11 protein-coding genes and 1 pseudogene are annotated in these 11,835 nt (G+C 70.1%); 8 read left to right on the top strand and 4 right to left on the bottom strand.

Annotated features, from left to right (window positions below; all coding sequences use genetic code 11):
* Positions 1 to 14 precede the first annotated feature (14 nt).
* From ACQEVY_RS09275 to ACQEVY_RS09260, 4 genes are all read right to left on the bottom strand, one after another.
* On the bottom strand, positions 15 to 830 hold the full coding sequence (locus ACQEVY_RS09275; protein WP_328767739.1) for an MlaE family ABC transporter permease: 816 nt from the start codon (positions 828 to 830) through the stop codon (positions 15 to 17).
* Between the two features lie 3 nt (positions 831 to 833).
* Complete coding sequence (locus tag ACQEVY_RS09270; protein WP_328767738.1) at positions 834 to 1,604, bottom strand: MlaE family ABC transporter permease; 771 nt, start codon at positions 1,602 to 1,604, stop codon at positions 834 to 836.
* Positions 1,601 to 2,584, bottom strand: a complete 984-nt coding sequence (locus ACQEVY_RS09265) for an ABC transporter ATP-binding protein (protein WP_432946710.1) — start codon at positions 2,582 to 2,584, stop codon at positions 1,601 to 1,603. The genes ACQEVY_RS09270 and ACQEVY_RS09265 overlap by 4 nt, the downstream gene beginning before the upstream one ends.
* Before the next feature lie 480 nt (positions 2,585 to 3,064).
* Entirely contained in the window at positions 3,065 to 4,117 is a 1,053-nt protein-coding gene (locus ACQEVY_RS09260) for a sigma-70 family RNA polymerase sigma factor (protein ID WP_432946708.1), read from the bottom strand.
* 424 nt (positions 4,118 to 4,541) lie between these two features.
* Between ACQEVY_RS09260 and ACQEVY_RS09255 the strand changes: the two genes are divergently transcribed.
* The 8 genes and pseudogenes from ACQEVY_RS09255 (at position 4,542) to pucL (ending at position 11,825) form a co-directional block, all read left to right on the top strand.
* Positions 4,542 to 5,321 carry a hypothetical protein gene (locus ACQEVY_RS09255; RefSeq protein ID WP_432946706.1) on the top strand — a complete coding sequence of 260 codons (780 nt, stop codon included), beginning with the start codon at positions 4,542 to 4,544 and terminating at the stop codon, positions 5,319 to 5,321.
* Positions 5,318 to 7,591, top strand: a complete 2,274-nt coding sequence (locus tag ACQEVY_RS09250) for a hypothetical protein (RefSeq protein WP_432946704.1) — start codon at positions 5,318 to 5,320, stop codon at positions 7,589 to 7,591. The genes ACQEVY_RS09255 and ACQEVY_RS09250 overlap by 4 nt, the downstream gene beginning before the upstream one ends.
* The gene (locus ACQEVY_RS09245) at positions 7,588 to 9,243 is read left to right on the top strand and encodes a hypothetical protein (protein WP_432946702.1); all 1,656 of its coding nucleotides are present in this window, start codon (positions 7,588 to 7,590) and stop codon (positions 9,241 to 9,243) included. Before ACQEVY_RS09250 ends, ACQEVY_RS09245 begins: the two co-directional genes overlap by 4 nt.
* A gap of 70 nt (positions 9,244 to 9,313) precedes the next feature.
* Entirely contained in the window at positions 9,314 to 9,565 is a 252-nt protein-coding gene (locus ACQEVY_RS09240; RefSeq protein WP_165345694.1) for a hypothetical protein, read from the top strand.
* Between the two features lie 14 nt (positions 9,566 to 9,579).
* Positions 9,580 to 9,948 (top strand): helix-turn-helix domain-containing protein, encoded by a 369-nt coding sequence (locus ACQEVY_RS09235; RefSeq protein WP_432955131.1) that lies wholly within the window; start codon positions 9,580 to 9,582, stop codon positions 9,946 to 9,948.
* Positions 9,949 to 10,020: 72 nt separating this feature from the next.
* Positions 10,021 to 10,575 (top strand): 2-oxo-4-hydroxy-4-carboxy-5-ureidoimidazoline decarboxylase, encoded by a 555-nt coding sequence (gene uraD / locus ACQEVY_RS09230; protein ID WP_432946700.1) that lies wholly within the window; start codon positions 10,021 to 10,023, stop codon positions 10,573 to 10,575.
* Positions 10,542 to 10,925 (top strand): annotated as a pseudogene (gene uraH / locus ACQEVY_RS09225) (hydroxyisourate hydrolase); the annotation flags it as partial. The gene uraD and the pseudogene uraH, both read left to right, overlap by 34 nt.
* A 6-nt stretch (positions 10,926 to 10,931) precedes the next feature.
* Entirely contained in the window at positions 10,932 to 11,825 is an 894-nt protein-coding gene (gene pucL / locus ACQEVY_RS09220; protein ID WP_432946698.1) for a factor-independent urate hydroxylase, read from the top strand.
* Positions 11,826 to 11,835: the final 10 nt, after the last annotated feature.

The raw sequence follows: 11,835 nt of genomic DNA, 5'->3' as shown, positions 1-11,835 counted from the left end.
GACTCTCATGGCGCTCACCCCGCGATCCGTACGGTCGTGTTGGCGCCCCAGATGGCGAGGCTCAGGAAGAAGTCCAGGACGTTGATGGCGACGATCGACGTCCGCACGGCGCGGCCCACCGCGACGCCGACGCCCGCCGGTCCGCCGCTCGCGTAGTAGCCGTAGTAGCAGTGCACCAGGATGATCAGGACGGCGAAGACGATCACCTTGCCGAACGACCAGAACACGTCGACCGGCGGCAGATACTGCTGGAAGTAGTGGTCGTACGTGCCCGCCGACTGCCCGTAGTAGCCGGTGGTGATGGTGCGGGCGGCGAAGTACGAGGACAGCAGCCCGACCACGTACAGCGGGATCACGGCCACGAACCCGGCGATCATCCGCGTCGTCACCAGGAACGGCAACGACGGAACGCCCATGACCTCGAGCGCGTCGGTCTCCTCGCTGATCCGCATCGCGCCGAGCTGGGCGGTGAACCCGGCTCCGACGGTCGCGGACAGCGCGAGCCCGGCCACCAGCGGGGCGATCTCCCGGGTATTGAAGTACGCCGACAGGAACGCCACGAAGTTGGACGTGCCGAGCTGGTTGAGCGCGGCGTACCCCTGGAGGCCGACCTCCGTGCCGGTGAAGAACGACAGGAAGGCGATGACCCCGACCGTGCCGCCGACCACGGCGAGCGCGCCACGGCCGAAGCTCACCTCGGCGAGCAGCCGCAGGATCTCCTTCTTGTAGCGGCGCAGAGTGCGCCCTGTCCACGCCAACGAGCGCCCGTAGAAGACGAGTTGGCTGCCCAGCTCTTCGAGTGACCGAAGCGGGCGGTCGAGAAGTCGCATCGACTAGCCCCTCTGCGGAACGACTTGGAAGTACACGGCGGTCATCACGAAGTTCGTCACGAACAGCAACATGAAGGTGATCACCACCGACTGGTTCACCGCGTCGCCCACGCCCTTCGGACCGCCCTTCGCGGTCAGTCCCTTGTACGAGGCGACGATCCCGGCGATCGCTCCGAAGACGAGGGCCTTGATCTCGGCCGCCCAGAGGTCGGAGAGCTGGGCGAGGGTGGTGAAGGAGGCGAGATACGCGCCAGGGGTGCCGTTCTGGAGGATGACGTTGAAGAAGTAGCCGCCCGCGACGCCCACGACCGAGACCAGGCCGTTGAGCAGCACGGCCACCAGCATCGAGGCCAGTACGCGGGGGACGACGAGGCGGTGGATCGGGTCGATGCCGAGCACCTGCATCGCGTCGATCTCATCCCGGATCTTGCGCGCCCCGAGGTCCGCACAGATCGCCGTACCGCCCGCACCCGCGATCAGCAGCGCCGTGACGATCGGCGAGGCCTCGCGCAGTACGGCGAGCACCGAGGCGGCACCGGAGAACGACTGGGCGCCCAACTGCCGCGTAAGGCTGCCGATCTGCAGCGCGATGACCGCACCGAAGGGGATCGAGACGAGGGCCGTGGGCAGGATGGTCACGCTCGCGACGAACCAGGCCTGCTGGATGAACTCCCTTGCCTGGAACGGACGTCGGGGCATGGTCCGGAAGACATCCAGGGCCATCGCGAACAGATTCCCGGACTGTCTGAGCGCTCCGGTCGGCGACAGACTCATGCGCCGGCCACCTCCCGGCTCCGGTGCCCGTGGTTGCCGTGCAACTCGGTCTCGCGTCTCGCGATCGCCTCCCAGCGGGGTGGGCGGGTGATGCCTGGGCCCGGCAGCAGGCGGGGAGTCATGACCTGACTGCCGGGTGTCTTGGTGGGCTCGCCTGTGCCGTCCGGGTCTGCGCCCTTTCGGAGTTGGGCGAGCTCCTGCTCGACCTGGGCGGCGTCCTTCTCCTCCGCCATGCCGATCGGCCCCTGCATCCGGCCGTTCAGGAACTGCCGTACGACGGGCTCGTCGCTGGTCAGCAGCTTCTCGCGGGGCCCGAACATGACCAGCTCGCGGCGGAACAACAGCCCGATGTTGTCCGGGACTTGGCGGGCCGAGGCGATGTCGTGCGTGACGATCAGGAAGGTCGCGTCGATCTGGGCGTTGAGGTCGACGATGAGCTGGTTGAGGTAGGCGACGCGGACGGGGTCGAGGCCGGAGTCGGGCTCGTCGAAGAGGATGATCTCGGGGTCGAGGACCAGGGCGCGGGCGAGCCCCGCCCGCTTGCGCATGCCGCCGGATATCTCGCCGGGCAGCTTGCCCTCGGCGCCGATGAGCCCGACCATGTCCATCTTCTCGAGCACGATCCGCCGGATCTCGCTCTCCGGCTTACGGGTGTGCTCGCGCAGCGGAAACGCGATGTTGTCGTACAGGTTCATCGACCCGAACAGCGCGCCGTCCTGAAACAGCACGCCGAACAGCTTCCGCACCTCGTAAAGCTCGTGCTCACGGAGCTTGGTGAGGTCCCGGCCCTGGATCGTGATGGACCCCCGCTCCGGCTTGAGCAGCCCCACGAGCGTCTTGAGGAACACCGACTTGCCCGTACCCGAGGGCCCGAGCATGACGGAGACCTCCCCGGCAGGCAGCGTCAACGACACGTCCTGCCAGATGACCTGCTGCCCGAAGGACTTGGTCAGCCCCTCCACACAGATCTCGACACCCATCCGTCCCGCCCTTCGCTCAGCCGTGGAGCAGCTCCGACATCTGCTCTACGGGGAGGGGCGGGGGGTCCGTCGCGACGGGGGCGGATTTTTTTGAGGGAGTTCGCTTCGCTGGGGGGTGGGCGGTTTGAGCTGCGGGTTCGCTGTGGCTGGTCGCGCAGTTCCCCGCGCCCCTGAAGGAAGGCCTGCGGCCTCCTTCAGGGGCGAGGAGGGCGCGCGAGCAGATGGGCCGTGCGGCCAGGCCTAGCTGGGCGAACTGGCCGAACTCGGGTGCGGGTTCGCGCCCCTTAGGGGCGCGGGGAACTGCGCGACCAGCCACGACGGACCCGCAGCTTCGGGCGGGTTCGCAGGACGCCGCGAACCTGCCGAAGTCGGGTGCGGGATCGCGCCCTATAGGGGCGCGGGGCTGTGTCTATTTGCGGCTCCGCCGCGGGGCGCGACCAGCCACGACGGACCCGCAGCTGCCCTCGAACCGTTCTTCGCCTAGGGGAGCGGGCTCGCTGCCGGAGCGTCGATCGGCGGCGTGGCCGCCGGTACGTCGGCGGCGTCCGGGACCCTGGTCCCGGAGAACTTGCCCGGCCGGCCCGCGTCACCGGATGTGCCCGGCAGCTCCGGCGTGCCGGACACGTCCGGAAGCCCGGACACGTCCGGTACCCCCGGCACCGGCGGAACATCCGGCGCCGGCAGCTCCGGCAGCGAGACCTCCGGCAGCGGCGGCACCGACACGGGGATGAGCGGCCGGTCGTCGGCCGAAGGCGACGCCCCCGGCTCGGGCGACGCCGCCGCGCCCGGGACCGCCGACCGCCCGTCGGGTGCGGCGGCAGGCGACCGGCCGGGCCCGCCGGGCCGGACCTCCTCGGCCGGCCCCGACACCCCCGGCCGCGGAGCAGACCCGCCCCCACCCCCGTCGTACACATACGGCAACACAAACCCCGCCACCGCCAACGTGGCAGCCGCCGTCGACGCGGCCGCAACCGCCTGCGTCCGCCCGCCCCCACGCGGCTGCCCCCGCCCCACCAGAAACAGCACAAACCCAAGCGTCGCGGCCAGCGAGTTACGCAACGTCCGCCGCGCCCGCGCCAGCAGCGACTCGACGGTCCGATAGCTGAGGCCCATGCGCACGGCGACCTGCGAAACGTCCAGGTCCTCGGACTTCAGCCGCAACGCCTCCGCCTGGCGCGCGGGCAACTCCCCGCTGCGTACGGCCAGCCACACGGCCTCGGCCCGGTCGCACACCGCCTCCTCGACGGGCACAGGCCCGGGTGCGATCAGCGTCGGACTCGTACGGACCTCGGCCTCGCGGTTCACCTGCCGGTACCGGTCCACACACAGCCGCATCGTCACCGTCGTCAACCAGGCCGCGAGCCGCTCGTCGTCCAGGTCGGGACGTTCCGCCGCCCGCAGCATCGCCTCGTGTACGGCGTCCTCCGCGTCCTCCAGGCTCATCGACCTGCGCCGCGCCACCTTGAGCAGATGCTCCCGGTGACTCCACATACGCTGCCACCGCTCATCCGCGCCCGTTGCCTGCGCAGGCATGGCATCCGCAGGCATGGCATCCGCAGGCATGGCATCCGCAGGCATGGCATCCGCAGGCATGGCATCAGCGGTGCCCGCATCTGCAGGCACCGCTGATGCGGGCACAGCCGATTCAGGCACAGCTGATGCAGGCATGACGTCCGCAGGCATGGTCTCTGCGGGCATGTCCGTCGCCATGAGGGGCCCCTTCGCGCTCACCTGCCGGTCTCGTGCTCGTTCCGTCCGGCGGGTGGCGACATTACCGCCCGGTAGTCGGGGTTGTGGAGGGGGGAGACGTGGTGCCTGAGGCGGCCGGATGGCCGGGTTCGTGGTTGATCTCAAAGAACCCAAAGTGCCACGTGTGTGACTGAGCACTTCGGGGAAGACGAACGGCCATGGCTGGTCACGGGAGTTGGGGGGCGGACGAGTGATCGGATCCCGGGCGGTGCCTACGGATGGTCTCTCCCCCGTGTACGACGAGACAGGAGCCGCATCCGCACGATTTCTCCGCTGGCTGGCCGAAAAGAGCGACGGCGTCGCCGGCACACGGGTGGCCAGCGACACGTACGCACACCACGAGCGATGCAGCCTGGAACTGGTCGAGCGCATCGTGGAACGCCTCGCCGCCCTCGGCTGGATCACCGTGCACAACGACTCCGGCGCCGTGCCCCCTCTGGTCAGCCCGACCGCCGCCGGCCTCGCGGAGGTGCAGGCCTGGGACGAGGCCTACGCCGACCGCGACACCCGCCGCCGATACGCCAAGGCGGCCCTCTTCGCCTGGTGGGACCGCGTCGGACAACACCAGAGCGGCGAATCGAACGCCGAGGCCTTCCTCTGGACGAGGGAGGCCTTCTACTGCGGCCGGCAGCTCACCTTCGAGGACCTGGAGTACGCCAAGGACCACCTGAGCCTGCCGACACCCCTGCGCGTCGGCGTCACCGAACAGGGCGCCGGAGTGTTCCTGTCCTTCGAGCAGCTGGCCCAACTGGTGCAGGCCTCCCGCCCCGACCTCTCGGAGAGCGACACCGAACTGCAACAGGTGCGCGAACTCGCCGAGGCCCTCACCGACGCCTCCCGGCGCGGCGCCGAGCCCGACCTGGGTATGTTGCAACGCTTCCTGCAGCACAGCGGTGAACTGGCCCAGGCCGGGTCCAGGTCGGTGGGCAGGGACATGGCGTCCGGCATGGTTTCGGAGATCATCCAGTCGATGCTGAGGCTGGGATGAGCGATCCCTCGGGCCCTGCCCTCGTGCCGCAGGGCCAGATTCCGGAGGCGTACGCACGACAGCCCCTGCTGCGGCAACTGGTGCCGCGCCTGGTCGGCCTCGAACGCGACCGTCACCGCCGCCTGCCACGCCACGAGTTCGCCGACGATCTGCCGGTGGTGCTGCTCAGCGGCCGGCACGGCACCGGCAAGAGCGCCCTGCTCGACGACCTCAAGCAGGCGTACGCGCCCGATGCCGGGCCCTGGCCGGGCCCGCGCGTGCCGTTCGCGCGGATCAACTGCGCGGCCCTGGAGGAGCGCGTCAGGGTAGGCCCGGAGATCTCCAACAACTCCCACGCCGTGGAAGTCCTGGTCGAGCTGGTCACCCAACTCTCCCGCCCCGTCGCCGGGTTCGGGCGGCTCCGCTTCCCCCGTACCACTGCGGGACTGCTCGCCGTGGTGTCCGCCCGGCGCCCCGGCAACGACGACGAACTGCGGGTGGCCGACCGGCACGCGGCCGCCCTGATGGGGCCCGCGTCGGGCGACGGCCCGCCCCCGACCTGGGACTCGCTCTTCCGCCCGGCGCTGCCCGTTCCGCCGGACGGTGTCACTCCCGACCCCGCGGCGTTTCCGGAGGCGGCGGTGCGTACGTATATGGGCAGGCAGTACCGCTGGCGCTCGCGCCGGCTCGCCTCCCGCCACCTCGTCGGCTGGTACGAGAGCTACCGCATCGAGGCCGACAACCGGCTGCGCGGACTGCCGCCGGGCGCGGACGCGCGGCCCCGGCCGGTGCCGGCCGCGGAGCGCCCGGGGGCGGTGGCCCGGCTCTGCCGGGAGTTCCACCAGGGCCGCGGCTTCCGGCGTGGCGTAGAGCGGATGCTGATGGCGGCGTTCCTCGCGGATGTGCGGTACGGGCCTTTCCGGCGGGCGAACCGCGCCCCGCGTCCGCTGCTCCTCCTCGACAACGTGCACACCGACATCGGCCGCGACTTCCTCGAACTGCTCCTGGAACAACGGGCGCGGCTCAGCCGTGACGCCCGCGACCAGCTCGTCGTGATCGCCACCGAGCTGCGCGGCGATGACAACCCGGCCACCCGAGACGTCGCCCCCGACGAGGAGAACGACCCCTACCCGGAGGCCACGTACCGCTCCCTGCACGAGGTCGGCACCAACTCCCGCTGGGCACGCGGTAGTTCGGCCCCCTCGGCGGGCGTACTGGTCCTGCCGCTGCCCCCGCTCGACACGGAGCACGTGGAGCGGATGCTCAGGCGCGACGAGGAGGCCTCCTTCGACCCGTACATCGCCACCGCCGTGCACGATCTGACCGGCGGCCACCCCATGGGCGCCCGCCGGCTGTGCGACGCCGTGGTGCGCAAGGCGCGCACCGAGGGCTGGGTGACGGCCGAGGAACTCCTCGATCTGACGCATCCCGACGGCGTCGGCGAATCCGTCATCTGGCGGCTGCTCAACACCCTGGTCGGCAGCGAGAACCACGACGAGCTGTGCCTGTTCTCCCTGGCCTGGGACCGGGAGGCGGCCGAGCAGCTGGCCGAGCGGTGGGTACCGCGCCGGATCGACGGACTGCCCGCGGCCGACGGCGCCGCCGCCCAGCTGGAGCGGGAACGCTGGTCCCGGGGACCCGGCAGCCGGCCGTTCATCACGGACCGGTTTCTGCGCGCCCTGCTCGTCCATCAGATGCGCAGCGGGCGCGGCGGCAGCGGCGTGGACTGGTTCAGCGCGCACGCCCTGCTCGCCGAGCACCACCGGCAGCGGGCCGAAGGCCGCTCGGGGCAGGCGGAACGGGCTGAGCGGTCCCGCTTTCTGTGGCACCGGCTCGCCGGGGGAGAGGCACAGGAAGTCGTCGACTGGCTGCACGCGGAGTTCATGCGGGACGACGGCGACGCGGTCGACTGGCTGCACATCCTGCGCACCGTGGCCCATGCGCCCCGCCCGCCCGGAGACGTCTGGTTCGAGCAGTGCCAGGAAGTCGGAAAGGGGCGCCGCGACCGGCTGCAACTCCAGGCGGACCCGGGAGTGGGCCTGGAGAAGCAGGCCGTCAACCGGCTCCTGCACGCCCTGTGGTACGCGGCCGATGAACTGGCCGAGGCGGACCGGACGTTGGTCGACCGGATCGGCCAGGACCTGTCCTTCCTCTCCGCCCAGCATCTGACCGGCCGCGCGGTCCTGGCCCAGGCCGCCATCCGCTGGCCGCGCGCCGTGAAGGACGGCGAGGACTGGCCCCTCGAACGCCACTGGCAGGGCGACCAGCCGCGAACGGGAGGGGCGCGATGAGCAGCCGTACGGACCGCCGCAACTGGGTCTGGCTGCCGAGCCGGCTGCGCTTCCGGGTGCTCGGCCTGATCGATGTGGTGGCCCTGTGGGTGGTGGTCTCCGCGCTGGTGGGAGCGGGCGCCTGGTGGGGGCTGGACGCGTACCGGGACAGCCGCGACTACTGCACCGAGAACCAGGAGCTGCGGCGTGTGGACACCGCCGCGGGCGAGGAGTGCATCGGCGTCACGGCAGAGGCGTACGCCTTCGACCCGGACCTCGCCGACGTCATGGGCCGGATCGAGGGCGAGAACAAGGCGGCACGGAAATCGGGCAAGCCCGTGGTGAGCGTCGCCGTGATGATGCCGTACACCTCGACGACGCCCGGTGCGGCCATGTCGAAGGAGCTGATCCGGCACGCCCTCCAGGGTGCCTACGTCGCCCAGTACGGCCACAACCACGGGGCCGCCACCGACGGCACCGCCGTCCAGCTCCTGTTCGCCAACGTCGGCGAGGACCTGACCCAGTGGAAGACCGTGACCGGTGAACTGGCCGCCCGCCGCACGGGCAAGGCCCCCCTCGTCGCCGCCATCGGCTTTCCCAACAGCGACACGGCCACGCTCGAATCCGTACAGAAGGGACTCGGACAGAAAGAGGTACGGATCCCGGCCGTCAGTGCGGTGCTCAGCTCCCGCGAGATGGAGCACTCCTACCTTTTCAAGGTCTCGCCCTCCACCGACCAGCTCGTCGACGCCCTCAAGCGCTATGTGATCGAGAACGAGGTGAACCGCAAGGACACCTTCCTGATCGCCGACGAGCAGGACGACAACTACGTCGAAAACCTCCGCAAGGTCTTCCTCGAGGAGTTCGGCGAGGAGTACGGCATCAGGACGGACGACGCGGTGGGGCGGCGGATCGCGGTGTACCGGGGCAGCAAGGGCTCGGACCGGGGCGATGCGCAGGACTTCCGGCAGGCGGTGGACGCGATGTGCGCGGCCGGGGTCAAAACGGTCTTCCTGGCCGGCCGCGACGCGGACCTGCGGCCCTTCTTGGAGACCCTGGACTACAGGAGCCCCTGCGGCTGGGGCACGGACGCCGAGCCGCTGCGCATCCTGCGCGTCAGCACAGGCCGCGACCCGGTCACCGAGAGCTCCCGGATGCGCCAGATCGCCGAGCGGAACCACATCGAGATCGTCACCGCGGCCGCCGTGGACGCCCCCCGCTGGGTTGCGGGCAGCGGCGGTGACGAGGAGGTTCCCAGGCTCTTCGGGGACTTCGCCGCCTCCTACGGCCAGTACTTCAGCGGGGAGGAGACCGCCGCACTCAACGACGGCTACGCCGTGATGTACCACGACGCCCTCACCGCCGTGGGCACCGCTGTGGCCGCGGCCCAGGGCGGCCAGGACAACCCCGTGGACCACGACGACGTCTACGACGCATTGCGCCGCGGCAGCCCCTCCGAACGCTGCGTCGGCTGCGTACCGGGCGCGAGCGGCGTCTTCACCTTCGTCGACGAGAACATCGGGCTGGACAAGGGCGCCAGAAACGAGGCGGTGGTCGGACGCTGGCCTGTGTGCAAACCGGTACCCGTGGTGACCTTCCCGAAGGAGCGGCAGGACAAGTCGCCGCTCTACAGGACCTATCAGGGCCGGGGCGAGGCCTGCCCTCCCCCGTGACCCGGCAGCGGGCGGAGCCCGATCCGATCGCGGCTCCCCGTGGCCGCTCGGGGCGCGTTAGGTTGAGCGCGTGCGATTGAGAGTGGAGTTCACGACCGAGCCCTTCGACCTCGACGAGGCGCCGCCGCACGCGCTGGTCGCGCGCGAGGTCATCGAGGCGGCGGAGCTGGACGCGGTGGACGTCGGCCCGTTCGGCAACACCGCGGAGGGCAGCGCCGACGCAGTACTCACCGCCGTGGACGCCCTGCTGCGCAAGACCCTGGACTCCGGGGCCACCCGGATCTCGCTCCAGTTCAACGTGATCGCGGAGGACGAGGCGTGACCGGCACCGGGGACGTGACCGGCATCGGCGACCAGCCCTTCATCACGGCCGTCAAGCCGCTCGTCGACGCCATGGGCGGCGAGATGCTGCCGCCCGACCAGGCCGGCGAGGACGATGTCGTACTCACCTGGGAGGGCACCGACGTCGTCGCCGTACGCCTGCCCCAGCTCGCCGACTCCCTGGACCACATCCTCGCCGCCCTGGAACGCAAGCACGGCAAGCCGCTCGCCGAGCTCGACCGCAAGGCCAAGCAGGAGATCGTACGGAGCCTCGAGGCGCGCGGAGCGTTCTCCGTACGGCACGGAGTGGAAACCGTCGCGAGCGCCCTCGGCGTCAGCCGGTTCACGGTTTACAACTACCTGAACCGTGAGAAAGAGGCCTGAGCAGAGGCCGCCCCTCCGGCTCTTTCAACAAACTGTTGACGTCGTGTGGCCGCAGGGCGTTAGCTGGTCCCCGTGACTTCGAGTTCTTCGCCTTCTTCGACGCCGGGCCTCGCCCGGTTCAACGCCCTGGAGGAACACGCGGCCGCCGCGGCGCTCCACGAGGCCTGTGCCTCGGCGGAGTGGGGGCGCAGGCTGCTCGCAGGGCGTCCCTACGCCACGGCCGACGATCTCCTCGCCGCCAGTGACGCCGCCATGGCGGAACTGACCGAAGCCGACCTGGCGGAGGCCATGGCCGGGCACCCGCCCATCGGCCGCCCCAAGCCCGGCGACCCGACCTCGTCCCGGGAGCAGCGCGGTATGGCCGGCGCCTCCGAGGAGCTGAAGGCCGAGATGCTCGAACTCAACCTGGCGTACCAGGAGAAGTTCGGCCACGTCTTCCTGATCTGCGCCACCGGCCTGACCGGCGAGCAGATGCGGGACGCGGTGAAGGTACGGATCGGCAACTCGCCGGAGCAGGAGCGTGAGATCGTCCGCACCGAGCTGGGCAAGATCAACCGCATCCGGCTCGCCCGACTCGTAGAAGAAGCAGAAGAAGCAGAAGGCGTAGAAGAACAGGACGACCACTGATGAGTACCGCATCGGTGTCCACCCACATCCTGGACACGAGCATCGGCCGCCCCGCCGAGAGCGTGCCCGTCGCGCTGTCGGCACGCGGAGCCGGCACCGAGGCAGAGTGGACGGCGCTCGGCACCTCCGCCACGGACGGCGACGGCCGCTGCAAGGACCTCCCGGCGCTGCCGGAGGGAACCACCCACGTACGGCTCCGATTCGAGACCGAGGCGTACCTGGCCGCGCACCGCGACGAGGCCGCGTTCTTCCCGGAGGTCACGGTCACGTTCGCTGTGACGCCCGGCGAGCACTACCACGTACCGCTGCTGCTCAACCCGTTCGGCTACTCCGTATACCGAGGGAGCTAGTACACGATGCCCATCCTTGGACAGAACCAGTACGGCAAGGCCGAGAACCGAGTCGTCAAGATCACGCGCGATGGCGCCACCCACCACATCAAGGACCTCAACGTGTCCGTGTCGCTGAGCGGCGACATGGACGAGGTCCACCTCTCCGGCTCGAACGCGAACGTCCTGCCGACGGACACCACCAAGAACACGGTGTACGCCTTCGCCAAGGAGAAGGGCATCGAGTCCGCCGAACAGTTCGGCATCCACCTCGCCCGCCACTTCGTGACGAGTCAGGAGCCGATTCACCGGGCCCGCATCCGGATCGAGGAGTACGCCTGGGAGCGCATCGGGCACTCCGGCGAGGGCGAGCACTCCTTCGTCCGCAAGGGCCAGGAGACCCGGCTCACCCAGATCACATACGACGGCTCGTCGTGGGAGGTCGTCTCCGGCCTCAAGGACCTCACCGTCATGAACTCGACCAACTCCGAGTTCTGGGGCTACGTCAAGGACAAGTACACGACCCTCCCCGAGGCGTACGACCGCATCCTGGCCACCGAGGTCTCCGGCCGCTGGCGCTTCAACTGGACCGACGACGAGCAGACGATGCCCGACTGGGAGGCGTCGTATGCGCAGGTGAAGAAGCACATGCTCGCCGCCTTCGCGGAGACGTACTCGCTGTCGCTCCAGCAGACGCTGTACGCCATGGGCGCGCGCATCATTGACCACCGCGAGGAGATCGACGAGGTCCGCTTCTCGCTCCCGAACAAGCACCACTTCCTCGTCGACTTGGCACCGTTCGGGCTCAAGAACGACAACGAGGTGTACGTCGCCGCCGACCGCCCGTACGGCCTGATCGAGGCCACGGTCCTCCGGGACGGGTGCGAGGCGCGCATCCCGGCGGACCTCACCAACCTCTGAAGGGCGAACC

The organism is Streptomyces sp. CA-288835 (genome assembly GCF_050936385.1).
Lineage (GTDB): Bacteria > Actinomycetota > Actinomycetes > Streptomycetales > Streptomycetaceae > Streptomyces.
The sequence above is the reverse complement of the archived record's forward strand: the minus strand, read 5'-3'. Positions and strand labels throughout refer to the sequence as shown.

Bases quoted from the DNA above. Each gene is read 5' to 3' on its own strand.
- ACQEVY_RS09275 (WP_328767739.1), bottom strand. From the start codon at position 830: ATGCGACTTCTCGACCGCCCGCTTCGGTCACTCGAAGAGCTGGGCAGC.
- ACQEVY_RS09270 (WP_328767738.1), bottom strand. From the start codon at position 1,604: ATGAGTCTGTCGCCGACCGGAGCGCTCAGACAGTCCGGGAATCTGTTC.
- ACQEVY_RS09265 (WP_432946710.1), bottom strand. From the start codon at position 2,584: ATGGGTGTCGAGATCTGTGTGGAGGGGCTGACCAAGTCCTTCGGGCAG.
- ACQEVY_RS09260 (WP_432946708.1), bottom strand. From the start codon at position 4,117: ATGCCTGCGCAGGCAACGGGCGCGGATGAGCGGTGGCAGCGTATGTGG.
- ACQEVY_RS09250 (WP_432946704.1), top strand. From the start codon at position 5,318: ATGAGCGATCCCTCGGGCCCTGCCCTCGTGCCGCAGGGCCAGATTCCG.
- ACQEVY_RS09245 (WP_432946702.1), top strand. From the start codon at position 7,588: ATGAGCAGCCGTACGGACCGCCGCAACTGGGTCTGGCTGCCGAGCCGG.
- pucL (WP_432946698.1), top strand. From the start codon at position 10,932: ATGCCCATCCTTGGACAGAACCAGTACGGCAAGGCCGAGAACCGAGTC.